The following is a 25,988-nucleotide window of genomic DNA, read 5'->3' as shown; positions in this document are numbered from 1 at the left end:
AAAAATGTGTTCACTGGACCTGGGAACAGGCGAGGGTCAACATTCGTTTCAAGGTTCGAGAAGGCCTTGAGACGCTGTAAAAAGAGGGGTTCAGGAAGGGCTCGCGGGGGTTGAGCCTGACTTGAAAGCAAGACACCTTGCCCGGCGTTGCGCCGGGCAAGGTTATACAGCAGGTCTTACAACAGCGGGATCGAGTAGCTGACGATCAGGCGGTTTTCGTCCTGATCGCGGGTCGCAATATCAGTACGCCACATAGCGTTCTTCCAGGCGACACCAAGATTTTTCAGCGGACCTTCCGGGATCACGTAGGCCACGGTGATGTCACGTTCCCACTCAGATTGACCGGTAGTCTCAGTGCGAGCAGCGTTGGTGCCCACAGTATCGATGTCGGTACCCTTCAGATAGATCACACCGGCAGTCAAGCCAGGCACGCCGACCTTGGCGAAGTCAAAAGCGTAACGTGCTTGCCACGTACGCTCGCCGGCACGTGCGAATTTCTGGATCTGCATGTCCGTCGTCAGGTAAGCCGACGAACCGTCGCCTTGGTTCAACCAAGGGAAGTCGCTGCTGCCATTGCTGACCTGATAACCGCCACCGAAGGTGTGACCCGCAACGGTGTACAGGAACAGGCCACTGTACAGGTTGTTGTCAACCTTGCCCTTGCCACCGCGGAAACCGTTGTAGTTGCCGTTGGTGTAGTAAGCGCTGTCGTTACCGTTGGAGCCGTCATCGGAGCTGTTGAAATAACGCAGATCCGACTTCAGCACGCCCGGGCCGATCGACCAGTTATGGGTCAGACCCAGGAAGTGTTGCTTGTAGAAGTCTTCCAGGTTGCCATAGTAGTACTGGGCCGTCAGGTCCTTGGTGATCTTGTAATCACCACCGGCGTAGATGAATTTGTTGCTGTCTCGCCAGGTAGCACCACGGCTGTTTGCGCCCGCCAACGAAAGGTCTTCGTTGTTGCTGGAGTTACGGCCCTTGGCTTTTTCGATCTGACCACCAACCAGTGTCAGGTCTTTAATGTCATTCGTCGTGATCTGGCCACCCTGGAAGGTCTGTGGCAGCAAACGACCATCGTTCGTAACAATAACGGGCAGCTTCGGTTGCAAGGTACCCAGCTTCAGTTCGGTCTGGGAGATCTTGGCTTTGGCAGTCAGACCCAGGCTGGAGAAGTTATCAACGGCTTCGCCGTTGGACTTGCTAGGGAAAACGGTGCCGCCATAGGAAGTCGCAGTGGCGCCGTTAGTACCACCGCCCGAATCCAGACGCACGCCCAACAGGCCGATTGCGTCAACGCCGAAGCCGACTGTGCCTTGGGTATAACCGGAGATGAAACGCAGATCGAAGCCTTGGCCCCATTCTTCGTTCTTGTTGGCACCTGGACCGGTACGGTTGTCAGTGTTGATGTAGAAGTTACGCAGACCCAGAGTGGCCTTGCTGTCTTCGATAAAACCAGCGGCGCCTGCCTGTTGGGCGATTGCCCCTACAGCCACAGCCAACGCCAATGTGGACTTCTTCATGTACCGCTCCTCTCATTTCTAATTTTTGTATTTCTTGGTCTCGGGTCTGACGCCCTTGATCCACAGATGCGCGATTAGCGCCAGATCGTGACTGACAAGTCAATCGTAACCTTGTGTGTCTACTACCTTCGTCTAATCGCAGTGATTTGGTCCCTGCAGGGTAATGAGTTTTTCATACACCCAAAAAGAATTATTTCATCCTTTTTCATACGATCCAGGAATATCACCTTCCATGGGGCGGGCAGTCCGGGAAAGGAGGTGCCGCTCCATAAGCTAATTCCTAAAGGGTATTTATTGGCCTGTTTTTAGATCGTTTAGTGTTGACATAACAGCTCATACGTCACTCACGATCAAAAAGGCGACGCCATCATGGCTAAACGCATATCCTCACGTCAATTTGTTACAGTTTTTGTATCGCTAGCGCTTTCTTTCAGCGTCCAGGCGGCCAACCTCACCATTGGCTATCAAACCGGCATCGACCCCAGCAAGGTGCCCCAGGCAGACGGCCTGTACGAAAAAACCATAGGCCAAAAGATCGACTGGCGCCGTTTCAACAGCGGCCCGGAAGTCGTGACGGCCATTGCCTCCGGCGATGTACAGATCGGCAACCTGGGCTCCAGCCCTCTCGCAGCGGCGGCCTCACGTCACTTACCAATCGTGGCGTTTATCGTATCGGCACAGATCAATGCTTCTGAAGCGCTGGTAGTGCGTAATGGCAGTGGCATCGACAAACCCGAGGACCTGATCGGCAAAACCATCGCCACGCCGTTTGTCTCGACCTCTCATTACAGCCTGCTCGGCGCCTTGAAGCATTGGGGCCTGGACACTTCAAAAGTCAAAGTAGTGAACCTGCAACCGGCAGAAATTGCCGCCGCCTGGAAACGCGGGGATATCGACGGAGCCTTTGTGTGGTCGCCTGCCCTGGGAGAGATCCGCAAGACCGGAAAAACCCTGACAGATGCGGCCCAAGTGGGTCAGTGGGGCGCGCCGACATTTGAGGTGTGGGTCGCACGCAAGGACTTCGCCGAAAAACATCCTGACGTAGTGGCCAAGTTTGCCAAGGTCACCCTGGATTCCTTTGCCGACTATGCGGCCCATAAATCCAGCTGGACGGCAGATTCAGTCCCTGTGCAAAAAATCGCCAAACTGACAGGTGCCAACGCGACAGACGTTCCTGAACTGCTGGCCGGCTCTAACTTTCCGGATGCCCAGGCGCAACAAACCGATACCTTGCTCAACGGCGGCACGGCGAAGGCGATCGGGGAAACAGCGAAGTTTTTGAAGGAACAAGGGAAAGTCGAGACGGTACTGCCGGACTATTCGGCGTATGTGACGGGGAAATTTGTGCAGCCATGAAGCGTTGCGGGAGGGGCTTATCCCTCCCGCAAGAACCTAAAGGGCCTTCTCGAAGATCTTCGAATTACGCTGAAAGTTGTACAGCGAGGCCCGAGCCGATGGCAGCCGGTCTACGCTGCTGGGCACAAAGCCCCGCTCGCGAAACCAGTGGGCGGTACGGGTGGTGAGGACGAACAACGTCTTCAAACCCTGCGCCCGGGCGCGGGTTTCGATGCGCTCCAGCAATTCATCGCCACGACCACCATGACGGTACTCCGGGTTGACCGCCAGGCAGGCCAGCTCACCCGCGTCCGAATCGGCAATCTGATACAGCGCCGCACAAGCGATGATCATCCCTTCACGCTCAACCACGCTGAACTGCTCGATTTCCCGCTCCAGCACTTCCCGTGAGCGGCGCACCAGAATGCCCTGCTCTTCCAGCGGGCTGATCAAATCCAGCAAACCACCAACGTCTTCAATCGCGGCTTCACGCACCAGCTCAAACTGTTCCTGGGCCACCAGCGTACCGCCACCGTCACGGGTGAACAGCTCGGTGAGCAGTGCGCCATCTTCGACATAGCTGACGATATGGCTGCGCCCTACTCCGCCACGGCACGCTTGGGCTGCTGCATCGAGCAGTTCCGCCTGATAGTTATTGCCCAAGCGCTGCAGGTGCGCCGGCACTTGCTGCGGGCGCAGCTCACGCACCAGACGGCCGTTCTCGTCGATCAGGCCAAGATCCGCGCCAAACAACAGCAGCTTGTCGGCGCCCAGGTCGATGGCGGCGCGGGTAGCGACGTCTTCGCAGGCCAGGTTGAAGATTTCACCGGTGGGTGAGTAACCCAACGGCGACAGCAGCACGATGGAGCGCTCGTCCAACAGGCGATTGATGCCCTTGCGGTCAACCCGACGCACTTCGCCGGTGTGGTGATAGTCGACACCGTCCAACACGCCGATGGGACGCGCGGTCACCAGGTTGCCACTGGCCACCCGCAGGCGCGAGCCCTGCATCGGCGACGACGCCATGTCCATGGACAAGCGCGCTTCAATGGCAATGCGCAGATGGCCAACCGCGTCGATCACACACTCCAGGGTCGCAGCATCAGTGATGCGCAGGCCTTCGTGGTAATGCGGGGTCAGGCCGCGGGCGGCAAGGCGGGTTTCGATTTGCGGGCGCGAACCATGGACCAGTACCAGGCGTACGCCAAGGCTGTGGAGCAGCACCAGGTCATGGACGATATTGCCGAAGTTCGGATGATCCACACCGTCACCCGGCAGCATGACCACAAAGGTGCAGTCGCGGTGGGCGTTGATGTAGGGCGAAGCGTGGCGAAGCCAATTGACGTATTCGGGCATAGAACCTGGGCCTGTAATAAAAAGCAGCCGATAGAGGATGAATCGTGAAAACGCACAGCGGGCTGATGGTTATCGTCGGAACAGGCTTGGCGACACGCTCGCTCTCCTTTATGTACGGATGGGCCGTGGTTAATTTATGCAGGTTTCAGGCAGTAATGCTCAATCAGTTCCCGCAATAGACGCACTGTAGGCGTCAAGCGTGACATTTCGAGGTACTCGCCAGGCTGGTGGGCGCAGGCGATATCGCCAGGGCCGAGCACCAGGGTTTCGCAACCAAGGCGCTGAAGATAAGGCGCTTCGGTGCCAAACGCTACTGCTTCGGCACGATGGCCGGTGAGTCGTTCCGCTACCCGCACTAATTCTGCGTCTTCAGCCTGCTCGAACGGCGGCACTTCCGGGAACAGCGGCGCGTAATCGATTTTCACCTGATGACGCTCGGCCAAGGGTTCGAGCTTCTGCCGGATCGCTGCGCGCAGCACCTGGGGATCCATGCCGGGCAAGGGCCGCAGGTCGAATTCCAGGGAGCACTGGCCGCAGATACGATTGGGGTTGTCGCCACCATGGATACAGCCGAAGTTCATGGTCGGTTGGGGCACACTGAATTGCGGGTTGCGATATTCCCGCTGCCAGGCCAGGCGCAGGCCACGCAGTTCGCCGATGGCATCGTGCATGGCTTCTAGGGCGCTGTGGCCCAGGCTCGGGTCCGACGAATGGCCGCTTTGCCCGAGGATATGAATGCGCTCCATCATCACGCCCTTATGCAGGCGAATCGGCTTGAGGCCGGTGGGTTCACCGATCACCGCCGCACGGCCCAAAGGACGACCGGCCTCGGCCAGCGCTCGGGCGCCGGCCATGGAGCTTTCTTCGTCGCAGGTGGCGAGGATCAACAGCGGCTGCTTGAACGGTTGGTCCAGCAACGGTTGGACGGCTTCGATCACCAAGGCGAAAAAGCCCTTCATGTCGCAGCTGCCCAAACCTACCCAGCGGCCGTCCACTTCCGTCAGCTTGAGCGGATCGGTCTGCCACAGCGCGCCGTCGTAAGGCACGGTATCGCTATGCCCGGCGAGCACCAGGCCACCAGGGCCGGTGCCGAAGCTGGCGAGCAGGTTGAATTTGCCAGGGCTGACTTGTTGGATATCGCAGGCAAAGCCCAGATCCCCCAGCCATGTGGCGAGCAAATCGATCACCGGGCGGTTGGATTGATCGAGAGACGCTTGGGTGCAACTGACCGAAGGCGCGGCAATCAGCGCGGCGAACTGATCTTTCATGGACGGTAACGGCATGCGCGGTCTCTCAACTTCCACAGATGAAACCCATCATAGAGCTATCTGCGCCGCACAATAAACCGTTGCGGCACGTTGCACGGCTCAGTCCTGTACACTGCACGACCTTGGCAGCCACACATTTCCCCGGCTGCGCTCCCGATCCTGGATTTTCCGGCCATGCAGAAAGAAACCGAAATCAAGCTCCGCGTCAGCCGCGAAACCCTCGCCGCGCTGCGTGAGCACCCGTTACTGAAAAAACGCAACAAAAGTGGCTGGGAACGCCGTGAGTTGATGAACCAGTACTTCGACACCCCCGAGCGCGACCTGGCCCAGGCCAAAGTGGCCCTGCGCCTGCGCAAAGACGGCGATGAAGTGATCCAGACCCTCAAGACCCGTGGCCATAGCATCGCCGGCTTGTCGGAACGTAATGAATACGACTGGAAACTGCCCAAAGCCAAGCTCGACGTGAAGAAACTCGACGGCGAATGCTGGCCCGAGCAACTGGCCGAGCTGGACAAGAAGACCCTCAAGCCAATCTTCACCACCGATTTCGTTCGCGAGCGCGCCGAAATTGCCTGGGGCCGTGGCAAGGCCAAAGTGGTGATTGAAGCCGCTCTGGACTCGGGCCATGTGATCGCCGGCAAGCAGAAAGAAGAAATCTGCGAGCTGGAACTGGAACTGCGCGAAGGCGACCCCGCCGCGCTGCTGGAACTTGCCGCTGAACTGGCTGCAACCCTGGCGCTGATGCCCTGCGATATCAGCAAGGCTGAGCGCGGCTACCGCCTGTTCGACGCCAACAGCTATTCCCTGAGCCTGCCAGCGCCGGTGCTGCATGCCGAAATGCCGCTGGACGACGCCTTCGCGGCACTGACCTGGCACTTGCTGGGCAGCAGCCAGCGTCTGGCCGAACAGTACCGTTTCAATGGCCACTGGCGCCTGTTGCAGGACTGGGTGGAAAACCTCGGTGAACTGCGCGCCCTGATCGGCAGCCTCGGCCAGGCCGCCCCGCGTCAGTCCACCAGTGAACTGCGCGCCGCGTTGGATGCCCTGCTGGAAGACTGGCGTCCGCTGGTTCAGGCCGGTGACGAAGACGAAGACATACGCAAAGCCGCGCCGGAACAGTTCGCCGAAGAACTGGAAGATGTGCGCTGGGGCCTGTTCTCCCTGAACATCTCGCGCTGGTTGCAGGCCCGCACCTGGACCGCCAACCGCAACGTGCGCGGCAACCGTCAGGGCGCCGCACAAATCACCAACTGGTTGCCTCGCCTGTTGGCCGAAGATGCTGTCGCCCTGCAATTGCCGCGTTACCAGCAACAGCCGGAAGACTTGGCTGAGCAACTGCCGCGTATCGAACGCATCCAGGCCTGGCTGCACCATGCGCGCCAGGTGGTGGACATTCCAGAACTGGATCGCCTGTATGGCGAGTTGAATAAATTGGCGCTGTTGGCCAATCAGCCGATTACCGATGAGTCGTTGGATGCCCGTATGCATCAGGCGATTGCGGTGTATCAGAACCGGGCGTGGAAAACGTTGCTGCGTCTGTAATCAAGACTCTGTAGCCGCTGCCGAAGGCTGCGATAAGGCCGGAGGCCTTCAGCGATGCTGACTCTGCGAGTCGATCGCAGCCTCCGGCAGCGGCTACAGGTCATTCAGCGGCTACACCGGCAAACTGGTCGTCGACTTGATCTCCGACAGCGCCACGATGGAGTTGACCTCCTGAATCCCCGGCACCATCGATAGCTTCTCGAAGAAAAACCGCTCGTACGCCTCAATGTCCGACGTGACAATCCGCAACAAGAAATCCACCGCTCCCATCAGCACATAACACTCCAGCACTTGCGGAAAACCCCGAATCGCCTCGGTGAACTCGGTGAAGTTGGAACGCCCGTGGGCGTTGAGTTTGACCTCGGCAAAAATCTGCGTATTCAGGCCAATTTTCTTGCGATCCAGCAACGTCACCTGCCCACGGATCACCCCTTCTTCCTTGAGCCGCTGAATCCTCCGCCAACACGGCGACTGCGACAGACCCACCTGTTCAGCAATCTGCGCGCTGGAAAGGGAAGCGTCTTCCTGCAACAACGCCAGGATGCGTCGGTCGTACACGTCCAGCTCACTGTGCATAAAAATACCTATAACCATGATATCTGCGAATTAATTATTTCGTTCATAGACCGATTTCGTCCATCTTAGATAAGAAATCTCCCGACGAGAATGTAAAAATTTCTCCAATCGAATCCGGAGAATCTTCATGCACGCCGTCGAAGCCAGTAACCCTGCCCCTCGCGTCGACGCCTGGGCCGTCAATAGCGCTCATTGCCAGGCCCACTATCAGATTCTCGCGGAGGCAGAACCTGACGTGTTGTGCCGGGTGCTCAACTATTTCGCCCTGCAGTTCCTCGTCCCACGGGAGGTGAATGTGCTGCGCGAAGATGACCTGCTGGCAATCGATATCGTGATAGACGGCCTGAGTTGGCACCGGGCCCAGGTGATAGGTGAAAAACTTCGTAACCTGATCAGCGTCTGCTCGCTGGAACTGCGACCGGCTGACTCGGCGCGGCCTCTGGCGGTGCAAGCGGCCGGTCAGTAAAAGCCTGCAATAAACCCTTGGGGGACTAGGCTCAAGGCGTGACTAGGCTGGGGGCTACGCCTAAACGTTGCCCAGGAAAGTCGCCATGTCCGTTGCGCCAAACCCTCAGGATCACCCGCTGGAACTTGCTCAACTATTACCGGCCCTGGTCGATCACGGCCTGGTACCCGCCGATGTGGCGCAACGCTTATCGAGCACGGCAGCGAACAGTGCGCTGCATCCCCTGGAATGTATCGTCTGCCCGGGGTTATCCCTGGAAACCCTGACCGAATGGCTCGCCCGCCATGTTGGCCAGCCCTACCTGCGCATCGACCCCTTGAAGATCGACGTGGCGGCGGTGGTGCCGTTGATGTCCTACGCCTTTGCCCAGCGCCACGGGATTCTCGCAGTAGCGGTGGATGCCGATACCGTCACCGTCGCCAGCGCCCAACCCCATGTAAATAGTTGGGAGGCGGGGTTGGCCCACGTCTTGAGACGTTCGATCAGGCGAGTGGTGGCCAATCCCCAAGTCATTGCACGCTGCACCGTGGAGTTTTACCGGCTGGCAAAATCGGTCAGCGGCGCCTCCAGCGCGGATCAACCCAGTCCTTCTTCCACGATCGAACAGTTACTCAACCTCGGCGCCAGCGACCAGGAGCCCGACGCCAACGACGCGCACATCGTCAATATCGTCGACTGGCTGCTGCAATATGCGTTCGACCAGCGCGCCAGTGATATTCATATCGAGCCTTGTCGCGATCAGGGCCGCGTGCGTTTTCGCATCGATGGCCTGCTCCACGATGTCTATCAATTCCCAACCCAAGTGACGATGGCAGTGGTCAGCCGCCTGAAAAGCCTGGGGCGTATGAACGTGGCCGAAAAACGCAAACCCCAGGACGGCCGTGTGAAGACCAAAAGCCCCGCTGGCGGCGAAGTGGAGCTGCGGCTCTCGACCCTGCCCACGGCGTTTGGCGAAAAACTGGTGATGCGGATTTTCGACCCTCAGGTGCTACACAAGGACTTTCAGCAACTGGGGTTTTCCAGCAACGACGTAGAGCGCTGGCAAACAATGACCCGCCAGGCCAACGGTATCATTCTGGTTACTGGTCCTACCGGCTCGGGCAAGACCAGCACCCTCTACACCACCTTGAAACAGCTGGCGACCCGAGAGATCAACCTGTGCACAGTGGAGGATCCGATCGAAATGGTAGAGCCCGCTTTCAACCAGATGCAGGTCCAGCACAACATCGGCCTGACCTTCGCCAGCGGCATCCGCGCGCTGATGCGCCAGGACCCGGACATCATCATGATCGGCGAGATCCGTGATCAGGAGACAGCCGAGATGGCGATCCAGGCAGCGCTTACCGGGCATCTGGTGATCTCGACCCTGCATACCAACGACGCGCCAAGCGCCATCAGTCGACTGCTGGAACTGGGTATTCCTCACTACCTGATCAAGGCTACGTTGCTGGGGGTCATGGCCCAGCGGCTGGTGCGCTTGCTGTGCCCTCACTGCAAAAAAAACGCCGCACCGACGGATGAGGAGTGGCAGGTACTGACGCAGCCCTGGCCCATTCCACGACCCGAGCAAATCTGTCAGGCCAATGGCTGCCCGCAGTGCCGGGAAAGCGGTTATCACGGACGGATCGGGGTTTACGAAATCATGGTGGTTGGCGATGGCATCAACGCTCTGATTAACCCGGCTACCGATGTCCAGGCCGTGAGGCGTGAGGCAATCCAGGACGGTATGCACAGTTTGCGGTTATCAGGCGCCTTCAAGGTCGCGCAAGGTCTGACCACGATGGAAGAAGTACTGCGCGTAACGCCACAAAGCCAGGCGCAATGAGTAGCAGCAACATCAGCACACGTAAATGGCAGGAAGGCCAAACGCTCAGTGGATACGCGACTTAGAGAGGGTCGGCGTGCGCTGAAGACATACCAGGGCGTCAGATGTAACCCCCTCCCTTGTTTGTGTCCTGAGTAAACCGTTCTTATCACTGGCAAGCCCGTTACAATCATCCAAACTCCGTATTATCGCGACTCATCAAACAAGGAATCGTTATGCAGATCGGAACCGTACTGCTGCTTTTCGTAGGCTTGGCCGCGGCCATCCTCTTCATGGGTTTCAAGGTAGTTCCACAGGGCTACCAGTGGACGGTGGAGCGCTTCGGTCGCTACACCAACACCCTCAAGCCGGGCTTGAACATCATCATTCCGGTCATGGACCGTATCGGTCGCAAGATCAACGTGATGGAAAGCGTGTTGGATATTCCCCCCCAGGAAGTCATCACCGCCGACAACGCCACCGTGCAAATCGATGCCGTGTGCTTCTTCCAGGTGGTTAACACCGCCCAGGCCGCTTACGAGGTGAATAATCTCGAACACGCCATCCGCAACCTGCTGCAAACCAACATCCGTACTGTGCTCGGCTCCATGGAACTGGATGCGATGCTCAGCCAACGTGACGGTATCAACGAAAAACTGCTGCGCACTGTCGACGAAGCGACCGCGCCGTGGGGCATCAAGATCACCCGGATCGAGATCAAGGACATCAGCCCGCCCGCCGACCTGATGGCCGCCATGTCCGGCCAGATGAAGGCCGAGCGGATCAAGCGTGCGCAGATCCTGGAAGCCGAAGGCCTGCGGGCTTCGGCCATCCTGACGGCTGAAGGCAAGAAGCAGGCGCAGATTCTTGAAGCCGAGGGTGGTCGTCAGGCCGCCTTCCTGGAATCAGAAGCCCGTGAGCGTCAGGCCGAAGCAGAAGCCCGTGCCACCCAGGTGGTGTCGCAGGCTATTGCCACTGGTAACGTGCAGGCCATCAACTACTTCGTCGCACAGAAATACATCGACGCACTCGGCAAGCTGGCCTCGGCCAACAACAGCAAAGTAATCCTGATGCCGCTGGAAGCCAGCCAGGTGATCGGGGCTGTCGGCGGTATTGGCGAGATCGTCAAGGCGACCTTCGACCACAAGAAAGCCTGAGGCTCGCGCCATGTGGGAATTCCTGCAGCACCTGTCGTTCTGGGATTGGCTGGCATTAGGCACGGTGCTGCTCATCCTTGAAATATTCGGCGCCGGTGGCTACCTGTTGTGGATGGGCATCGCGGCAGCCGCCGTGGGTGTACTCAAGTTCGTGATTCCGGGGCTTGGGCTGGAGTGGCAGCTGTTGCTGTTCGCCGTGCTGTCGATCCTGACCGCCGTGTACTGGTGGAAACGCCAGCGTAGCAGCGCCAAGGTCAGCGACCAGCCAGGACTGAACATGCGCGGTTCGGAGCTGATCGGTCGCACCTTTATGGTGCATCAGGCGATCATCGAAGGTCGAGGCAAGATCAAAGTCGGCGATGGCGTGTGGATCGTTACAGGTCCTGATGCCCCTGTCGGGGCTCAAGTCCGGGTCACTGCCCAGAACGGCGTGATATTGCAAGTCGAAACTGTTTAATCGGGCATGGAACTAGGCTGGGCTATCTATAATCAAACCGTTCAGATAACCCAGTCGGAGTCACCCATCATGCGTCTCAAATATGCTGTCGCAACCCTCGCTGTGCTTTCCCTTCCTGTCGGTTCAGCCATGGCCGACAGCTTCTGGCGGAATGTCATCTCGTCGGGCGCCACCACTGGCTCGACGTACCTGACCTTCAAGGACCACAAATTGGTGGTCGCCGCCCAAGACGACGCTGGCAGCTTCGTTGCCAGCGACGGCGGCATCCGTGGCCCATACCTGGAAGCTGCGATGCAAAAAGTCCGCGCCGATAACCCTGGCCTCAAAGCCACGGACATGGAGCTGGCCAACGCGATCCTGGCGAAAAACGCCATTGCTTCCGAATAAAACCGCCCTATAAAAAATGCCGCTTTCAGAAGCGGCATTTTTTTGCCCGCAAGGTGACGATTCGTTCACGGGCGACAGGCTATATTCAGTCGAGCCGTGCAACCATGCCCAGCATTGATATGCTTTTTTACTCATCGTCTATCTGAAACGGATGCCCACATCGTCATGAGCCAACTGCCTTTTCTGCCGTTCTCCAAACCCACCATTGATGAAGCCACCATCTCCGCGGTTGGTGATGTGCTGCGTTCCGGCTGGATCACCAGCGGGCCGAAAGTGCAGGCGTTCGAAGCGCAGTTGTCTGAATATTTTGGCGGCCGGCCGGTACGCACCTTCAACTCCGGCACCTGCACTATGGAGATTGCCTTACGTATCGCAGGTGTCGGGCCGGGTGATGAAGTCATTACCACACCGATTTCCTGGGTTGCCACGGCTAACGTGATTCTCGAAGTAGGCGCCACGCCGGTGTTTGCCGATATCGATCCGGTGACCCGCAATATCGACCTGGCCCAGGTGGAAGCGGCCATCACCCCGCGCACCAAGGCAATCATTCCAGTGTTCCTGGCGGGCCTGCCCCTGGACATGCCGATGCTCTACGCATTGGCCAACAAACATGGCCTGCGCATCATCGAAGATGCCGCTCAGGCCCTGGGATCCACCTGGGATGGCGAGCGCATTGGTGCTACCGGCGACTTCGTGTCGTTCAGCTTTCAGGCCAACAAGAACATCACGTCCTCCGAAGGCGGCTGCCTGGTGTTGAACAACGCTGAAGAGGCGCGCCTGGCGGAGAAGTATCGCCTGCAAGGCGTCACCCGCACCGGTTTCGACGGCCTGGACGTGGACGTCCTGGGCGGCAAGTTCAACATGACGGATATTGCGGCAGCCATTGGGCTGGGCCAGTTTGCTCATATCGAGCACATCACCGCCCATCGCCAGGAACTGGCTCGGCACTACTTCGAGTGCTTCGGCAGCGATTTTGAAGAGAAGTACGGTGCGCAACTGCCACCGGCTGACTTCGAAAACAGCAACTGGCACCTGTTCCAACTGGTGTTGCCTGAACGTCAGGATGGCTTGCCAGCCCGTGCCACGTTCATGGAGCAGATGCAGGCCCACGGTGTAGGCGTTGGCTATCACTACCCGCCGATCCACCTGCTGAGCCTTTATCGGGCACAGGGGTTCAAGGAAGGCATGTTCCCGGTGGCGGAAAAGGTCGGGCGTTTGATCGTGTCGTTGCCGATGTTTACGGCGATGACCAAGGAGGACGTGGGGCGTGCGGTAGCTGCAGTAAAAGCGGTATTGAAGCGCTGATCAAACTTTTGCGGGAGCCGGTTGCCGGCTCCCGCATCAGGATCACTCGCCGATGGCAGTCTTGTAACCGGCAGCGTCCAGCAGTTTTTCCAGGTCAGCCGGGTTGCTTGGCTTGAGCTTGAAGATCCATGCGCCGTATGGCTCGGTGTTCAGCAGCTCAGGCTCGCCACTCAGCGCTTCATTGACCGCAATGACCTCACCGGCAACCGGTGAGTAGATGTCCGAAGCCGCTTTAACCGACTCAACTACCCCAGCCTGATCGCCCGCACCAAACACTTTGCCGACTTCGGTCAACTCAACAAACACCACATCACCCAAAGCCTCCTGGGCATGGTCCGAAATCCCGACGGTAACAGTGCCATCGGCTTCCAAACGTGCCCATTCGTGACTTTCGGCAAAACGCAGGTCGGCAGGGATATCGCTCATAATCTGTGTCCTCAAGAAGAAATGTCAGCGGCCATTGGCCCGCCGGAAAAGTTAGATCAAGGTTTTGCCATGGCGCACGAAGGTCGGCTTGACCACTCGAACCGGGTACCACTTGCCGCGGATTTCCACTTCGGCCCGATCGGCAGTCGCCATCGGTACACGCGCCAGGGCAATGGATTTGCTTAGCGTAGGAGAGAAACTACCACTGGTGATCTCTCCTTCGCCAACATTGGCGATACGAACCACCTGATGAGCGCGTAAAACCCCGCGCTCTTCCAGCACCAGCCCCACCAGCTTGAGCTTCACACCCGCAGCCCGCTCGGCTTCCAGGGCGGCACGGCCGATGAAGGTGCGGCTGGCAGGCGCCCAGGCAATACTCCAGGCCATGTTGGCTGCCAGGGGCGATACGTCCTGATGAATATCCTGGCCATAGAGGTTCATACCAGCCTCAAGGCGCAAGGTATCGCGGGCACCAAGACCGATGGGTGAGATACCTGCCCCGACCAGATCGTTGAAAAATGCCGGGGCCTGATCTGCCGGCAAGACAATTTCCAGGCCATCCTCGCCGGTGTAGCCGGTACGGGCAATAAACCAGTCACCGTCGGCCTGGCCTTCAAAGGGCTTGAGTTGGTGGATCAAGGTGCCGCGAGACTGGGTCACCAGTTCGGCGATCTTTTGCCGGGCGTGAGGGCCTTGAATAGCGAGCATGGCCAGTTCGGGCCGCTCGTGCAGTTGCACCTGATAGCCATCGAGCTGAGCCTGCATCCAGGCCATGTCCTGGTCGCGGGTGGCGGCGTTGACCACCAGCCGATAACCGTCCTCGGTGCGATAGACAATCATGTCGTCCACCACGCCGCCCTGCTCGTTCAGCATGGCGCTGTACAACGCACGGCCGCAGCCATGCAGACGGTCAACATCATTGGCCAGCAAATGCTGGAGCCATTCCTTGGCCTGGGGGCCTGTGACATCGATCACGGTCATGTGAGATACATCGAACACGCCGCAGTCACGTCGCACCTGATGGTGCTCTTCAACTTGCGAGCCGTAGTGCAAAGGCATATCCCAACCGCCAAAATCGACCATTTTCGCGCCGAGGGCGAGATGCAGGTCATACAGAGGCGTACGCTGTCCCATGGGTTTCTCCTTCCGGGCGTGGCGAAGGTGCGGACGGTTGCCGTTCGGGCTACACACCTTGAAATACAAGGCCTGCGACCACGCTCAGTCACCGAATCTGAAAGATCGACCGCACCGAATGCCGCGCATTGTAGCCGCAAGCCGTAGGACTGACACCTAACCGATGCGTCGAGCCGAGCGTCGGATCAGTCCGATGACGGGCAATAACCCCACCAACACCAAGGTCAGCGCCGGCAAGGAGGCCCGTGCCCACTCCCCTTCGCTGGTCATTTCAAAAATCCGAACCGCCAGCGTGTCCCAGCCGAACGGGCGCATCAGCAGGGTGGCAGGCATTTCCTTGAGCACATCGACAAATACCAGCAGCGCTGCACTCAAGGTCCCGGGCAACAAGAGTGGCAGATACACTTTGAAAAACAGTCGCGGGCCGCTGACTCCCAGACTACGGGCCGCTTCCGGCAGGGAGGCCCGGATGCGCGCCAAGCTGTTTTCCAGCGGGCCGTAGGCCACCGCCATAAACCGCACCAGATAAGCCAGCAGCAGCGCCGACAGACTGCCCAGCAGCAACGGCTTGCCAGCACCACCCAACCAGCCCGACAGCGGAATCACCAGCTCGCGATCCAGGTAACTGAACGCCAGCATGATCGACACCGCCAACACCGAACCCGGCAAGGCATAACCGACATTGGCCAGGCTGATCCCGGAGCGAATGGCCCGGGTAGGCGACAGTCGATGGGCAAATGCCAGCAGCATGGCCACGCTGACGGTGATCAAGGCCGCCATGGCGCCCAGGTACAAGGTGTGGACGATCAAGCCGGCGTAGCGCTCGTCAAGGTCTAACCGCCCACGCTGCCAGAACCAGGCAATCAATTGCAGCATCGGAATCACAAAGGCGCAGGCAAACACCAACCCGCACCAGCCACTGGCCGCAGCCGCCTTGAACCCGTGCAGGTGGTACAACGCCTTGCCACGCGGCCGCTCATTGCCGGGCCGGCTCGCGCCCCGGGCACGACGCTCCCCGTAGAGCACCAACATCACCACCAGCAGCAACAGGCTCGCCAGCTGCGCTGCGCTGGAGAGACTGAAAAAACCGTACCAGGTCTTGTAGATGGCCGTGGTGAAGGTGTCGAAATTGAACACCGAGACCGCACCAAAGTCCGCCAAAGTCTCCATCAGCGCCAACGCCACGCCGGCACCGATGGCCGGACGCGCCATGGGCAAGGCCACGCGCCAGAACGCTTGCCACGGCGATTGCCCCAACACCCGAGCCGCTTCCATCAGGCCCTTGCCCTGGGCCAGGAACGCCGTGCGCGCCAGCAGGTAGACGTAGGGGTAGAACACCAGCACCAAAACGATGATCACGCCGCTGGTGGACCGCACACGGGGCAAACGCAGCCCGCTGCCAAACCATTCACGCATCAGGGTTTGCACCGGCCCCGAGAAGTCCAACAAGCCAACGAAGACGAACGCCAGAACATACGCCGGAATGGCGAAAGGCAGCATCAACGCCCAGTCCAGCCAGCGTCGGCCGGGGAACTCGCAGAGGCTGGTCAGCCAGGCCAGGCTGACGCCCAGCACGGTAACGCCCACGCCGACGCCCAACACCAGAGTCAGGGTGTTGCCCAGCAGGCGCGGCATCTGGGTGTCCCACAGATGGGACCAAATCTGCTGGTCGATGGTCTGCCATGACAACAACAGGACGCTCAGCGGCAGCAGCACCAGGGCGGCGGCGGTGAAGACCGGCACGTACCAGCGGCGTTGAGCGGGATGGGCCAAAGGCTAATTCTCAGTGGATGAATATCTTGATGTCGCCGTTAACCAATGTGGGAGCGGCGGGTTTAGTTCCAGCCAGCCCGATCCATCAGGCGAATAGCCTCGGCCTGACGCTTGCCCGCCACTTCCACCGGCAAGGTGTCGGCAACAAACTTGCCCCAGGTAGCCACTTCAGCCGATGGCGGTACAGCCGGGTTGGCGGGGAATTCCTGGTTCACGTCGGCAAAGATCTTCTGCGCCTCAGGTGTGGTCATCCACTCCACCAAGGCCTTGGCCGCTTCCGGGTGCGGCGCATGTTTGGTCAGGCCAATGCCCGACAGGTTGACGTGCACGCCACGATCGCCCTGGTTCGGCCAGAACAGTTTCACCGCCAGATCCGGCTTCTGCTTGTGCAGGCGGCCGTAGTAGTAGGTATTGACGATGCCGACGTCGCACTGCCCGGCGTTGATCGCTTCCAGTACCGCGATGTCATCGGAGAATACGTCGGTGGACAGGTTGTTGACCCAGCCCTTGACGATTTCTTCAGTCTTGGCCGCACCGTGGGTTTCGATCAGGGTGGCGGTCAGCGACTGGTTGTAGACCTTCTTCGCAGTACGCAGGCACAGACGGCCTTCCCATTGCTTGTCAGCCAGGGCTTCGTAGGTGGTCAGGTCGCCCGGTTTTACGCGGTCGGTGGAATAGGCGATGGTCCGCGCCCGCAGGCTCAAACCGGTCCAGGCATGGGCCGATGAGCGATATTGCAGAGGGATATTGGCGTCAATCACCTTGGAGGTAAACGGTTGCAGAATGCCCATTTGCTCGGCTTGCCAGAGGTTGCCAGCATCGACGGTGAGCAGCAGGTCGGCGGTGGCGTTTTCGCCTTCGGCCTTGATGCGCTGCATCAACGGCGCTTCCTTGTCGGTAATGAACTTCACCTGCACGCCGGTCTTCTTGGTGTAGGCGTCAAACACCGGTTTGATCAGTTCGTCGATGCGCGAGGAGTAGACCACGACTTCGTCGGCCGCCTGTACGGTGGTGGTGCCGATGAGGGTGAGTGCCAGGGCAGTCAGGAGGCGCTTGGGTGCCAACATGGGTGCGGTCTCTCGTAGCGAAGTGAGCGCAAATGATAAGGACTCACATTTACCTTCTCAACCGAACACTTGGCGCAGAAGTTACGAGATGTTGCACTGCCGGCTCAGGCCTTGGCCAGCTCCGGCAAATCCCCGGTCAAACCCAACGCTTGCCGTACAAACAGCGCTTTGACTTCGGGCATTTGATCCACCCTCTTCAACCCGGCATTACGCAACCAGCGCAAAGGCAGCTGATCGGCCTGGAACAACCGCTCGAACCCTTCCATCGCCGCCATCAGTCCCAGGTTGTGGGGCATGCGTCGACGCTCGTAGCGACTGAGCACCTTCACATCCGCCAAACGCTCGCCTCGCTCCGAGGCCCGCAACAGCACCTCGGCCAGCACCGCAGCATCGAGGAAGCCCAGGTTCACACCTTGCCCCGCCAGCGGGTGGATGACGTGGGCTGCGTCGCCGATCAACGCCAGGCCTTCGGCCACATAACGTTTGGCATGACGTTGGCGCAAGGGCACGCACAGCCGTGGGTCGGCGCTTAGCACGCTGCCCAGGCGGCCTTCAAAGGCACGCTCCAGTTCACGGCAGAAGCTTTCATCAGCGAGCGCCATCAGGCGTTCGGACTCGCTGGGCGTAGTCGACCAGACAATCGAACACCAATCCTGCTGCCCGTCTCGTTCCAGTGGCAAAAATGCCAATGGCCCATGATCGGTAAACCGCTGCCAGGCGGTCTTCTGATGCGGCTGGCTGCAGCGCACGCTGGTGACGATGGCGTTATGCAAATAATCCCACTCGCGGGTCACTGTGCCGGTCAGGCGGCGCACCGCTGAGTTGGCACCGTCGGCGGCGATCACCAATGGCGCGCGCAAGGTGCGGCCATCGGCCAGGGTCAGCAGCCAGTCATCACCGGAGCGGCGCATCTGCTCCAGGCGCGCATTGGCCAACAGCCCCAGGTCGCAGTCATGCAGGCGATCGAGCAAGGCGTCCTGGACCACGCGGTTCTCGACAATATGCCCCAACACCTCGGCATGCACGCTGGCCGCCGAGAAGTGGATCTGCCCAGTACCGCTGCCATCCCACACTTGCATCTCGCCATAGGGGCTGGCGCGGCGGCCCACGATACCGTCCCACACACCGAGGCGTTCGAGGATGCGCTGGCTAGCCGCCGACAAGGCGCTCACCCGCGGCTCGAACGGCGCGTGCGTGTCGAACGGCTTGACGCTCAATGGGCTGCCGTCGAGCAGCAACACCTGCAGGCCACTGCCTTGCAATGCCAGCGCCAGGGCGCTTCCGACCATTCCGGCCCCGACAATCAGCAGATCTGCGCGCATGTCCATGCTTTAAGCCTTGTCTCGCGTGCGGCGTGTGCCGCAGGTAAAGGAATAAGTAAGTGTTACGGGCCGCTCAGACATCGGGACGCGTGCCCAGGCCCATGGCTTGACGGGCGAACCAACGCTTGGCCGGTGGCAGCAGGTCCAGGCCCAGCAAACCCATGTTGCGACCCATGGCTACCAACGGCTGGCCGCTGCCAAACAGACGCGTCACCTGATCGGAGAAGCCTACGGTCAGTTTCTGATCCAGACGCTGACGTTCACGGTAGGCCTGCAAGGTCGCCAGGTCTCCCGGCACAGCTGGCCCGGCCAATAGCGATTCGGCCAGGGCATAGGCATCCCGCAGGGACAAGTTGAAACCCTGACCGGCAATCGGGTGCAGGCTATGGGCAGCGTTGCCCAATACCACCAGATGGGAGCGTACCTGCTCCTCGGCTTCCACCAGGGTCAACGGGTACAAGTGACGAGCGCCCACTTGCTTCAGGGTGCCGAGGCGATAGCCGAATACACCCTGCAGCTCACTGAGGAAACTGCGCTCATCCAGGCTCGCCAGACGCTGAGCATCCATGCCGACGCGGGTCCACACCAGTGCACAACGGTTATCCGGCAGTGGCAACAGCGCCATCGGCCCGTCATCGGTAAAGCGCTCGAAGGCCTCACCGTTATGGGATTCGCTGGGGGTGATGTTGGCGATCAGCGCGCTCTGGTTGTAGGGCCGCTGTTTGACACCGATACCCAACTGCTCGCGCAAACCGGAGCGGCCGCCATCGGCCAGTACCGCAAGATCACATTCGAGGAGGGTTTCGTCATTGAGGGTCAGGCGATAGCCGTCTGCCAGAGGCTCCATACGCGTCACTTCGGCCGGGCAGCGCCAACTGATCACGTCCTTGTCCAGGCCTTGCCACAGGCATTGGCCCAGCCAGGCGTTTTCCACCACGTAGCCAAGGGCAGGAACGCCCTCCTCCATGGCCGATAGCCGCGCGGTGGAGAAGCGCCCTCGGTCCGACACATGAATCTGCTTGATCGGCTCGGCACGACGGGAGATGTCCTGCCACACGCCCAGGCGCTGATAAATCTGCCGGGCACCGAATGACAGCGCTGACGAGCGGGCATCGTAGCTCGGCTGATAAGTGTCGCCGGGCGCAAAGGGCTCGATCAGTACGATCTTCCAGCCGCGAGCCTTGGCTCCGGCCTGCAACGCCAACGCCAGGCTGGCGCCCACCAGGCCACCACCGATAATCGCCAGATTGACCCGACTCATCGGGCGCCCGCCATCAGGGCTTCGATCTCGGCAACGGTCTTGGGCACGCCGCCGGTGAGAATTTCACAGCCTTGCTTGGTCACTACCACGTCGTCCTCGATGCGCACGCCAATGCCACGCCATTTCTTCGCAACGTTCTGGTTGTCCGGGGAAATGTAGATACCCGGCTCCACGGTCAGGGTCATGCCGACTTCCAGCACGCGCCATTCACCGCCCACCTTGTACTCGCCCACATCATGCACATCCATCCCCAGCCAGTGGCCGGCGCGGTGCATGTAAAAAGCTTTATAGGCTTCACTGGCTATCAGTTCGTCCACGTCACCCTTCAACAGCCCCAGTTTTACCAGCCCGGCGGTGATGACACGCACCGTCGCTTCGTGGGCCTGATTCCAGTGCTTGTTCGGCGCGATCTCGGCAAAGGCGGCTTCCTGTGAGGCCAGCACCACTTCATAGATCGCTTTCTGTTCGGGTGAAAACTTGCCATTGACCGGCCAGGTGCGAGTGATGTCACTGGCGTAGCAGTCGATCTCGCAACCCGCGTCGATCAACACCAGGTCGCCGTCCTTGAGCACCGCGTCATTCTGCTGGTAGTGCAGGATGCAGCTGTTGCGCCCCGAGGCCACGATGGAGCCGTAGGCCGGCATCTTCGCCCCGCCCTTGCGAAACTCGTAATCGAGCTCCGCTTCCAGGCTGAACTCATGCAGCCCGGCACGACTGGCTTGCATCGCCCGCACATGAGCCGCGCAAGAAATCCGCGCCGCTTCGCGCATCACCTTCACTTCTGCTGCCGATTTATACAGGCGCATGTCGTGCAGCAGATGATCCAGGGCAACAAACTCGTTCGGTGGCTGGGCACCCAGGTGTGCTTTAGAACGGATCACGTTGATCCACTCCATCACATGTCGGTCGAATTCGGCATTGCTGCCCATGGCCGAATACACCCGGTCGCGACCTTCGATCAGGCCGGGAAGGATGTCGTCGATGTCGGTGATGGGGAAGGCATCGTCGGCGCCGAAGTCACGGATGGCGCCTTCAGTGCCGGCGCGCAAACCGTCCCACAATTCGCGTTCGGCATTACGTTCGCGGCAGAACAGCACGTACTCGCCATGCTGGCGACCAGGCATCAGCACGATCACCGCTTCGGTTTCCGGGAAACCACTCAGGTACTGGAAATCGCTGTCCTGGCGGTAAACGTGCTCGACATCACGGTTGCGAATCGCCACGGCGGCGGCCGGCAGGATCGCGATGCTGTTGGGTTCCATCTGCGCCATGAGCGCCTTGCGGCGACGGGTGTATTCCGCTTTGGGGATATGGATCATGGGCAGATGGGCTTCCTTTCTTAGTGCAACGACGGCCTTAGTGCAACGACGGCTTAGCAGCGACCGGTTCAGCGGACTTTCGGGTCTCGGTGAACAACAGCAACGGCGCGACGCGCAGGTATTCCATGACTTCCATATAGTCACCTTCGCCGTCTTCGGATTCTTCCAGGGCATCTTGCACCTGGGAGATGGCCGCCAGGTCCTGCAGCACTTCCTTGGCGTCGGTGCTCAGTTCCAGGCCGCCGGCGTTCACGCCGAAACCGTGGAGGAAACCCTGGCACCATTGGCCCAGGGCAGCAGCGCGCTCGGTGAGCGGCGCGTCGTCGGTCGGCAGCAGCAGGACCACAGTGACGTCATCACCGGTCAGCTCGCCCTTGACCATCTCTTGCAGGCCGATCAACGCGTTGCGCACGTTCTCGGTGGGTTCGGTTTCCAGCAGCTCGGCCACGTCGGCCAGCCAGTTGTCGGCATCGAAGCCGACACCGGTGCAACTGCGGCCCAGCAACACGCCGTGAAGCTCGGCAGGCGAGCATGGGTGACCGCTGGTGCTCAGCAGTTTGGAGAAAGCGTCGTACGGGGAATTCTGAATGGGCATGGTGAGCTAGGCGCCAGACGGCGCAATGTCTAGAATGGAGCGCTGTATCCTAGCACCGGCAGACGCACCAAGACTATCGAGGGCGTCAGATCGTTTATCCTGCAGTTGCCATTCATCAGACAAATCCAGTGGAACCCAATGGAAGACACCGACCTGCAAGCGCTGATGGCCAGACTCGAATTGCTAATTAACCGGGTCGAGCAACTTAAGAGCCAAAATGGACTCCTATTAGCTCAGGAAAAGACCTGGCGCGAGGAACGCGCGCACCTCATTGAAAAAAACGAAATCGCCCGGCGTAAGGTCGAATCGATGATTTCGCGCCTGAAGGCCCTGGAGCAAGACTCATGAGTTCAAGCAATAGCGTCACCGTGCAGATTCTCGACAAAGAATATTCGATCATCTGCCCCCAGGAAGAACGCAGCAACCTGGTGAGCGCCGCGCGCTACCTGGATGGCAAAATGCGCGAGATCCGTAGCAGCGGCAAAGTGATCGGCGCCGATCGCATCGCTGTGATGGCCGCCCTGAATATCACCCATGATTTATTGCATAAGCAGGAACGTCCTGACGTGCAGGCCAGCGGCTCGACGCGCGAGCAGGTGCGTGACCTGCTGGAGCGGGTTGATCTGGTACTTTCTACCGACCCAGAGCCACCCAAGGGCTGATTGCGGCGTCGGTTTCGGGTATACTCGCCCCACTCCCTGGCGTGCTTGCCAGTCGGCGATGTCCCTGAGCCGATTCGCACTACCCTGGAAGTTGCACGTTGGGCTGGTGTGCATGTCCGCTAGACGGAAAGCCTTAAAGCCTACTGCTTCTTCCACCTTGAACTTTCGGGTTCAAGGGCTAAGTCGACAGCGGTTCTGTCGGGGAGCCTGATTCCCAAACTCAATGCCAGTCTTATGACTGGCATTGTTTTATGAGCCGAACACCATGACCCAACCTGCGCCGCTTTCTCGTCCGCAACTTCGACGCATGTTGCGCAAGGCCCGTCGCGCCCTGACGCCGAGCGAGCAGCGCCAGGCCGCCCACGGCCTGTACCGGCAACTGGCACAGCACCCGCTGTTTCGCCGGGCCAAACATATCTCTTTGTATCTACCGACGGATGGCGAAATCGATCCGCGCCTGCTGCTGCGTGCCGCCCAGCGCCGGGGCAAGGCCACCTACCTGCCGGTGCTCAGCGCCTGGCCGCGAACCAAAATGGTGTTCCAGCGGGTGCGCCCCGGGGAAAAGCTCTCGCCCAACCGTTTTCGCATCCTTGAGCCACAGGTCAACGCCGCCCGGCAACGCAAGGTCTGGACGCTGGATCTGGTGCTGTTACCGTTGGTGGGGTTCGATGATGTGGGCGGGCGACTGGGGATGGGCGGCGGCTTTTATGACCGTAGCCTCGCGTACCTGGCCCGCCGAAAATCCTGGCGCAAGCCAACACTCGTGGGCCTGGCCCATGAGTGCCAGAAAGTCGAACGACTGGCACAGGCAAGCTGGGATGTACCGCTTGTAGGCACGGTCACCGATAGGCATTGGTATGTAGCAGAGGAGACGCCGTCAGAATAGACGGCGCCGGAGTCGCTTCAACGCTTGAAGAGTTGTGGTTGTTGCTGTGCAAGCTCAACGGGAGCATCTGTCTTGTTCGACCACAAGCTTTGCGCGTAGCCGGTAGTCACAACGCCCAGACCAAACAAAATAACCAATATCCATAGTAAATCCGGTTTGCGTTGCATCGATTGCCCCCCTTCAGGCATCTCACACACGATGACAGCAACGTTCCATAAGTAGTCCGTTGTAGCTGCGTCAAGCTTAAAATCCCGGCATTCTGCGGTAACGTGAACCAACACGCAAACCTTGACGTCAACCGACTGTCGGTTTGTCATGTAATTGCCGAACAACTTGCCCAATCCGCTTTCAGGAGCCCAAACATGGCCTATTGGCTGATGAAATCCGAGCCCGATGAATTGTCCATCACGGACCTGGAAAAGCTCGGCGAGACGCGCTGGGATGGCGTGCGCAATTATCAGGCACGCAATTTCCTGAGGGCGATGGCGGTGGGTGACGAATTCTTCTTTTATCACTCCAGCTGTCCGGAGCCGGGGATTGCCGGGATCGGTAAAATTGTCGAGGCGGCCTATCCGGACCCGACGGCACTCGAGCCTGACAGCCATTATTTCGATGCCAAGGCCAACCCCGAGAAAAATCCCTGGACCGCAATCAATGTGGCCCACGTCGAGACCTTCCCCAAAGTGCTGGGGCTGGGCTATCTGAAACAACAGAGCGCCCTCGACGAAATGCCACTGGTGCAAAAAGGCAGCCGACTCTCGGTGATGCCCGTTACCGCTGAACAGTGGGCTGTTGTGAAGGCCTTGCGCTGATTCAGCAACAACGGGAACTGGTAGTGCCGGCTTACTGAATGATCAGGTTGTTAAACAGCAAATCCTCAACCACTGGCTTGCCGGTCTCGTCGTTCATCACTTGCTGGGTCTGCTTCAAGGCTTCCTGGCGTAGTTTTTCCTTGCCATCTACGCTGCTCATGGCTTCGGCAGTCTGCTGGGTAAACAGCGCCACCAGTTGATTGCGTATCAACGGCTCGTTGTCCTTGACCGCCTTGGCGGCTTCCGGACCGGTCACCCGCAAAGCGACATCGGCCTTGTACACCCGCAGTTTCGCGCTGCCATCCAGGCCGTAGTTACCCACGAACGGCGGAGTCAGGCTCAGATAGCTGACCTTCGGTGCTTCGCCTTCCTTGGCCTCTTCGGCCTGGGCAGCCAGCGGCAGTGTCAGGGCCAGCATCAACAGGATCCACGCTTTCACAGTTCATTCCTCAAATCGATTGCCCAGTAGCATAACGCTAGCAGGCCTGAGCACAAGCTTATGGCGACTTATCAGGCCGGGCCATGCTCGTTGACCCGCCGCCTCACCCACCTACACTTATCGGCCACTACGCCAAAAGGAATAGTCCGATGAAAGCTGTGCTGTGCAAAGCCTTCGGCCCCGCCGAAACCCTGGTGCTGGAAGACGTCGAAAGCCCGGCGATCAAGAAGAACGAAATCCTGCTGGACGTGCACGCCGCTGGGGTCAACTTCCCGGACACGCTGATCATCGAGGGTAAATATCAGTTCAAGCCGCCCTTCCCGTTCTCGCCGGGCGGCGAGGCGGCAGGCGTGGTCAGCGAAGTCGGGGAAAAGGTCAGCCATCTCAAGGTGGGTGACCGGGTCATGGCGTTGACCGGTTGGGGCAGCTTTGCCGAGCAGGTGGCGGTGCCGGGCTATAACGTGCTGCCCATCCCGCCGAGCATGGATTTCAACACCGCTGCGGCGTTCAGCATGACTTATGGCACCTCGATGCACGCCCTGAAACAACGGGCCAACCTGCAGCCGGGCGAAACCCTGCTGGTACTGGGAGCTTCGGGTGGTGTGGGACTGGCCGCCGTGGAAATCGGCAAGGCCATAGGCGCCCGCGTCATTGCTGCCGCCAGCAGTGCGGAAAAACTCGCAGTGGCCAAGACGGCCGGTGCCGATGAACTGATCAACTACAGCGAAACCAGTCTCAAGGACGAAATCAAACGCCTGACCGATGGCAATGGCGCCGACGTGATCTACGACCCGGTGGGCGGCGACCTGTTTGACCAAGCCATCCGCGCCATCGCCTGGAATGGCCGGTTGCTGGTGGTGGGCTTTGCCAGTGGGCGGATTCCGGAGTTGCCGGTGAACCTGGCGCTGCTCAAGGGCGCGGCGGTGGTTGGGGTGTTCTGGGGCTCGTTTGCCCAGCGTCAGCCTCAGGATAACGCTGCCAACTTCCAGCAACTGTTCGGCTGGTATGCCGAAGGCAAATTGAAGCCGCTGGTATCGCAGATGTACCCGCTCGACAACGCCGCTCAGGCGATCAATGACCTTGGCCAGCGCAAGGCAGTGGGCAAGGTGGTCGTTCAAG

The 25,988-nt window shown here is 59.6% G+C and carries 27 protein-coding genes and 1 other RNA gene; 14 read left to right on the top strand and 14 right to left on the bottom strand.

The features are described from left to right. Nucleotides 1-176 precede the first annotated feature (176 nt). A complete protein-coding gene (locus J7E41_RS06805) occupies nucleotides 177-1,520 on the bottom strand; it encodes an OprD family porin (protein WP_214991097.1) in 1,344 nt (447 codons plus the stop codon). A 369-nt stretch (nucleotides 1,521-1,889) separates the two neighbouring features. Here J7E41_RS06805 and tauA point away from each other — a divergent pair, with 369 nt between their 5' ends. Next, nucleotides 1,890-2,876 carry a taurine ABC transporter substrate-binding protein gene (gene tauA / locus J7E41_RS06800; RefSeq protein ID WP_214991095.1) on the top strand — a complete coding sequence of 329 codons (987 nt, stop codon included), beginning with the start codon at nucleotides 1,890-1,892 and terminating at the stop codon, nucleotides 2,874-2,876. Between the two features lie 36 nt (nucleotides 2,877-2,912). Here the strand turns inward: tauA and argA are convergent, their stop codons facing one another. Together argA and argE are read right to left on the bottom strand one after the other, a co-directional pair. Further along, nucleotides 2,913-4,211: an amino-acid N-acetyltransferase gene (argA, locus tag J7E41_RS06795; protein WP_214991093.1), complete on the bottom strand. Its 1,299-nt coding sequence runs from the start codon at nucleotides 4,209-4,211 to the stop codon at nucleotides 2,913-2,915. 134 nt (nucleotides 4,212-4,345) lie between these two features. After that, nucleotides 4,346-5,494 carry an acetylornithine deacetylase gene (gene argE, locus J7E41_RS06790; RefSeq protein ID WP_214991091.1) on the bottom strand — a complete coding sequence of 383 codons (1,149 nt, stop codon included), beginning with the start codon at nucleotides 5,492-5,494 and terminating at the stop codon, nucleotides 4,346-4,348. Nucleotides 5,495-5,653: 159 nt separating this feature from the next. Between argE and J7E41_RS06785 the strand changes: the two genes are divergently transcribed. After that, the gene (locus tag J7E41_RS06785) at nucleotides 5,654-7,021 is read left to right on the top strand and encodes an inorganic triphosphatase (RefSeq protein WP_214991089.1); all 1,368 of its coding nucleotides are present in this window, start codon (nucleotides 5,654-5,656) and stop codon (nucleotides 7,019-7,021) included. A gap of 111 nt (nucleotides 7,022-7,132) precedes the next feature. Here J7E41_RS06785 and J7E41_RS06780 read toward each other — a convergent pair whose 3' ends face one another. Then, nucleotides 7,133-7,597, bottom strand: coding sequence for an Lrp/AsnC family transcriptional regulator (locus J7E41_RS06780; protein WP_214991087.1), 465 nt, complete (start codon nucleotides 7,595-7,597; stop codon nucleotides 7,133-7,135). Between the two features lie 127 nt (nucleotides 7,598-7,724). Between J7E41_RS06780 and J7E41_RS06775 the strand changes: the two genes are divergently transcribed. From J7E41_RS06775 to J7E41_RS06750, 6 genes are all read left to right on the top strand, one after another. Further along, complete coding sequence (locus J7E41_RS06775) at nucleotides 7,725-8,063, top strand: hypothetical protein (RefSeq protein WP_214991085.1); 339 nt, start codon at nucleotides 7,725-7,727, stop codon at nucleotides 8,061-8,063. Between the two features lie 85 nt (nucleotides 8,064-8,148). After that, complete coding sequence (locus tag J7E41_RS06770) at nucleotides 8,149-9,888, top strand: GspE/PulE family protein (protein ID WP_214991083.1); 1,740 nt, start codon at nucleotides 8,149-8,151, stop codon at nucleotides 9,886-9,888. A 215-nt stretch (nucleotides 9,889-10,103) separates the two neighbouring features. Then, nucleotides 10,104-11,024, top strand: coding sequence for an SPFH domain-containing protein (locus tag J7E41_RS06765; RefSeq protein ID WP_214991081.1), 921 nt, complete (start codon nucleotides 10,104-10,106; stop codon nucleotides 11,022-11,024). A gap of 10 nt (nucleotides 11,025-11,034) precedes the next feature. Further along, a complete protein-coding gene (locus J7E41_RS06760) occupies nucleotides 11,035-11,481 on the top strand; it encodes an NfeD family protein (RefSeq protein ID WP_214991079.1) in 447 nt (148 codons plus the stop codon). Between the two features lie 69 nt (nucleotides 11,482-11,550). Beyond that, a complete protein-coding gene (locus J7E41_RS06755; protein ID WP_041161049.1) occupies nucleotides 11,551-11,868 on the top strand; it encodes a DUF2388 domain-containing protein in 318 nt (105 codons plus the stop codon). 165 nt (nucleotides 11,869-12,033) lie between these two features. Continuing rightward, complete coding sequence (locus J7E41_RS06750; protein WP_214991077.1) at nucleotides 12,034-13,173, top strand: DegT/DnrJ/EryC1/StrS family aminotransferase; 1,140 nt, start codon at nucleotides 12,034-12,036, stop codon at nucleotides 13,171-13,173. Between the two features lie 42 nt (nucleotides 13,174-13,215). Here the strand turns inward: J7E41_RS06750 and gcvH are convergent, their stop codons facing one another. From gcvH to J7E41_RS06710, 8 genes are all read right to left on the bottom strand, one after another. Further along, nucleotides 13,216-13,599, bottom strand: a complete 384-nt coding sequence (gene gcvH, locus J7E41_RS06745) for a glycine cleavage system protein GcvH (RefSeq protein ID WP_214991075.1) — start codon at nucleotides 13,597-13,599, stop codon at nucleotides 13,216-13,218. 51 nt (nucleotides 13,600-13,650) lie between these two features. Next, nucleotides 13,651-14,733: a glycine cleavage system aminomethyltransferase GcvT gene (gcvT, locus tag J7E41_RS06740; RefSeq protein WP_214991073.1), complete on the bottom strand. Its 1,083-nt coding sequence runs from the start codon at nucleotides 14,731-14,733 to the stop codon at nucleotides 13,651-13,653. A gap of 156 nt (nucleotides 14,734-14,889) precedes the next feature. Then, nucleotides 14,890-16,506 carry an ABC transporter permease gene (locus J7E41_RS06735; protein WP_214991071.1) on the bottom strand — a complete coding sequence of 539 codons (1,617 nt, stop codon included), beginning with the start codon at nucleotides 16,504-16,506 and terminating at the stop codon, nucleotides 14,890-14,892. Nucleotides 16,507-16,568: 62 nt separating this feature from the next. Then, nucleotides 16,569-17,573, bottom strand: a complete 1,005-nt coding sequence (locus J7E41_RS06730) for an extracellular solute-binding protein (protein ID WP_214991069.1) — start codon at nucleotides 17,571-17,573, stop codon at nucleotides 16,569-16,571. Nucleotides 17,574-17,677: 104 nt separating this feature from the next. Next, nucleotides 17,678-18,895, bottom strand: a complete 1,218-nt coding sequence (locus J7E41_RS06725) for a 2-octaprenyl-3-methyl-6-methoxy-1,4-benzoquinol hydroxylase (protein WP_214991386.1) — start codon at nucleotides 18,893-18,895, stop codon at nucleotides 17,678-17,680. Nucleotides 18,896-18,968: 73 nt separating this feature from the next. Then, nucleotides 18,969-20,156 carry a 2-octaprenyl-6-methoxyphenyl hydroxylase gene (ubiH, locus tag J7E41_RS06720; protein WP_214991067.1) on the bottom strand — a complete coding sequence of 396 codons (1,188 nt, stop codon included), beginning with the start codon at nucleotides 20,154-20,156 and terminating at the stop codon, nucleotides 18,969-18,971. Next, nucleotides 20,153-21,475, bottom strand: a complete 1,323-nt coding sequence (gene pepP / locus J7E41_RS06715) for a Xaa-Pro aminopeptidase (protein ID WP_214991065.1) — start codon at nucleotides 21,473-21,475, stop codon at nucleotides 20,153-20,155. The genes ubiH and pepP overlap by 4 nt, the downstream gene beginning before the upstream one ends. Before the next feature lie 37 nt (nucleotides 21,476-21,512). Continuing rightward, nucleotides 21,513-22,070, bottom strand: a complete 558-nt coding sequence (locus J7E41_RS06710) for a YecA family protein (RefSeq protein ID WP_034129010.1) — start codon at nucleotides 22,068-22,070, stop codon at nucleotides 21,513-21,515. A gap of 138 nt (nucleotides 22,071-22,208) precedes the next feature. Between J7E41_RS06710 and J7E41_RS06705 the strand changes: the two genes are divergently transcribed. From J7E41_RS06705 to J7E41_RS06690, 4 genes are all read left to right on the top strand, one after another. Continuing rightward, nucleotides 22,209-22,418, top strand: coding sequence for a TIGR02449 family protein (locus J7E41_RS06705; protein WP_003213954.1), 210 nt, complete (start codon nucleotides 22,209-22,211; stop codon nucleotides 22,416-22,418). Next, nucleotides 22,415-22,732: a cell division protein ZapA gene (locus J7E41_RS06700; protein ID WP_003213956.1), complete on the top strand. Its 318-nt coding sequence runs from the start codon at nucleotides 22,415-22,417 to the stop codon at nucleotides 22,730-22,732. Before J7E41_RS06705 ends, J7E41_RS06700 begins: the two co-directional genes overlap by 4 nt. 30 nt (nucleotides 22,733-22,762) lie before the next feature. After that, nucleotides 22,763-22,941: non-coding RNA, 6S RNA (ssrS, locus tag J7E41_RS06695), on the top strand. A gap of 56 nt (nucleotides 22,942-22,997) precedes the next feature. Beyond that, complete coding sequence (locus J7E41_RS06690) at nucleotides 22,998-23,618, top strand: 5-formyltetrahydrofolate cyclo-ligase (RefSeq protein ID WP_214991063.1); 621 nt, start codon at nucleotides 22,998-23,000, stop codon at nucleotides 23,616-23,618. Nucleotides 23,619-23,635: 17 nt separating this feature from the next. On the opposite strand, the gene J7E41_RS06685 is transcribed toward J7E41_RS06690, so the two are convergent. Continuing rightward, nucleotides 23,636-23,959, bottom strand: a complete 324-nt coding sequence (locus tag J7E41_RS06685; RefSeq protein WP_214991408.1) for a hypothetical protein — start codon at nucleotides 23,957-23,959, stop codon at nucleotides 23,636-23,638. A 21-nt stretch (nucleotides 23,960-23,980) separates the two neighbouring features. Between J7E41_RS06685 and J7E41_RS06680 the strand changes: the two genes are divergently transcribed. Then, the gene (locus tag J7E41_RS06680) at nucleotides 23,981-24,430 is read left to right on the top strand and encodes an EVE domain-containing protein (protein ID WP_214991061.1); all 450 of its coding nucleotides are present in this window, start codon (nucleotides 23,981-23,983) and stop codon (nucleotides 24,428-24,430) included. 31 nt (nucleotides 24,431-24,461) lie between these two features. On the opposite strand, the gene J7E41_RS06675 is transcribed toward J7E41_RS06680, so the two are convergent. Further along, a complete protein-coding gene (locus tag J7E41_RS06675; protein WP_214991059.1) occupies nucleotides 24,462-24,869 on the bottom strand; it encodes a flagellar basal body-associated protein FliL in 408 nt (135 codons plus the stop codon). A gap of 149 nt (nucleotides 24,870-25,018) precedes the next feature. Between J7E41_RS06675 and J7E41_RS06670 the strand changes: the two genes are divergently transcribed. Beyond that, on the top strand, nucleotides 25,019-25,988 hold a 970-nt coding region (locus tag J7E41_RS06670; protein ID WP_214991057.1), incomplete at its 3' end, for an NADPH:quinone oxidoreductase family protein.

It is taken from the genome of Pseudomonas fluorescens, assembly GCF_018614655.1.
Taxonomy (GTDB): domain Bacteria; phylum Pseudomonadota; class Gammaproteobacteria; order Pseudomonadales; family Pseudomonadaceae; genus Aquipseudomonas; species Aquipseudomonas fluorescens_BX.
Note: the sequence above shows the minus strand (reverse complement) of the source record. Positions and strands in the feature narration are given on the sequence as shown.

Excerpts from the sequence above, each read along its gene's own strand:
- J7E41_RS06805 (WP_214991097.1), bottom strand. The coding sequence starts at position 1,520 with ATGAAGAAGTCCACATTGGCGTTGGCTGTGGCTGTAGGGGCAATCGCC.
- tauA (WP_214991095.1), top strand. The coding sequence starts at position 1,890 with ATGGCTAAACGCATATCCTCACGTCAATTTGTTACAGTTTTTGTATCG.
- argA (WP_214991093.1), bottom strand. The coding sequence starts at position 4,211 with ATGCCCGAATACGTCAATTGGCTTCGCCACGCTTCGCCCTACATCAAC.
- argE (WP_214991091.1), bottom strand. The coding sequence starts at position 5,494 with ATGCCGTTACCGTCCATGAAAGATCAGTTCGCCGCGCTGATTGCCGCG.
- J7E41_RS06785 (WP_214991089.1), top strand. The coding sequence starts at position 5,654 with ATGCAGAAAGAAACCGAAATCAAGCTCCGCGTCAGCCGCGAAACCCTC.
- J7E41_RS06780 (WP_214991087.1), bottom strand. The coding sequence starts at position 7,597 with ATGCACAGTGAGCTGGACGTGTACGACCGACGCATCCTGGCGTTGTTG.
- J7E41_RS06775 (WP_214991085.1), top strand. The coding sequence starts at position 7,725 with ATGCACGCCGTCGAAGCCAGTAACCCTGCCCCTCGCGTCGACGCCTGG.
- J7E41_RS06770 (WP_214991083.1), top strand. The coding sequence starts at position 8,149 with ATGTCCGTTGCGCCAAACCCTCAGGATCACCCGCTGGAACTTGCTCAA.
- J7E41_RS06765 (WP_214991081.1), top strand. The coding sequence starts at position 10,104 with ATGCAGATCGGAACCGTACTGCTGCTTTTCGTAGGCTTGGCCGCGGCC.
- J7E41_RS06760 (WP_214991079.1), top strand. The coding sequence starts at position 11,035 with ATGTGGGAATTCCTGCAGCACCTGTCGTTCTGGGATTGGCTGGCATTA.
- J7E41_RS06755 (WP_041161049.1), top strand. The coding sequence starts at position 11,551 with ATGCGTCTCAAATATGCTGTCGCAACCCTCGCTGTGCTTTCCCTTCCT.
- J7E41_RS06750 (WP_214991077.1), top strand. The coding sequence starts at position 12,034 with ATGAGCCAACTGCCTTTTCTGCCGTTCTCCAAACCCACCATTGATGAA.
- gcvH (WP_214991075.1), bottom strand. The coding sequence starts at position 13,599 with ATGAGCGATATCCCTGCCGACCTGCGTTTTGCCGAAAGTCACGAATGG.
- gcvT (WP_214991073.1), bottom strand. The coding sequence starts at position 14,733 with ATGGGACAGCGTACGCCTCTGTATGACCTGCATCTCGCCCTCGGCGCG.
- J7E41_RS06730 (WP_214991069.1), bottom strand. The coding sequence starts at position 17,573 with ATGTTGGCACCCAAGCGCCTCCTGACTGCCCTGGCACTCACCCTCATC.
- J7E41_RS06725 (WP_214991386.1), bottom strand. The coding sequence starts at position 18,895 with ATGCGCGCAGATCTGCTGATTGTCGGGGCCGGAATGGTCGGAAGCGCC.
- ubiH (WP_214991067.1), bottom strand. The coding sequence starts at position 20,156 with ATGAGTCGGGTCAATCTGGCGATTATCGGTGGTGGCCTGGTGGGCGCC.
- pepP (WP_214991065.1), bottom strand. The coding sequence starts at position 21,475 with ATGATCCATATCCCCAAAGCGGAATACACCCGTCGCCGCAAGGCGCTC.
- J7E41_RS06710 (WP_034129010.1), bottom strand. The coding sequence starts at position 22,070 with ATGCCCATTCAGAATTCCCCGTACGACGCTTTCTCCAAACTGCTGAGC.
- J7E41_RS06705 (WP_003213954.1), top strand. The coding sequence starts at position 22,209 with ATGGAAGACACCGACCTGCAAGCGCTGATGGCCAGACTCGAATTGCTA.
- J7E41_RS06700 (WP_003213956.1), top strand. The coding sequence starts at position 22,415 with ATGAGTTCAAGCAATAGCGTCACCGTGCAGATTCTCGACAAAGAATAT.
- J7E41_RS06690 (WP_214991063.1), top strand. The coding sequence starts at position 22,998 with ATGACCCAACCTGCGCCGCTTTCTCGTCCGCAACTTCGACGCATGTTG.
- J7E41_RS06680 (WP_214991061.1), top strand. The coding sequence starts at position 23,981 with ATGGCCTATTGGCTGATGAAATCCGAGCCCGATGAATTGTCCATCACG.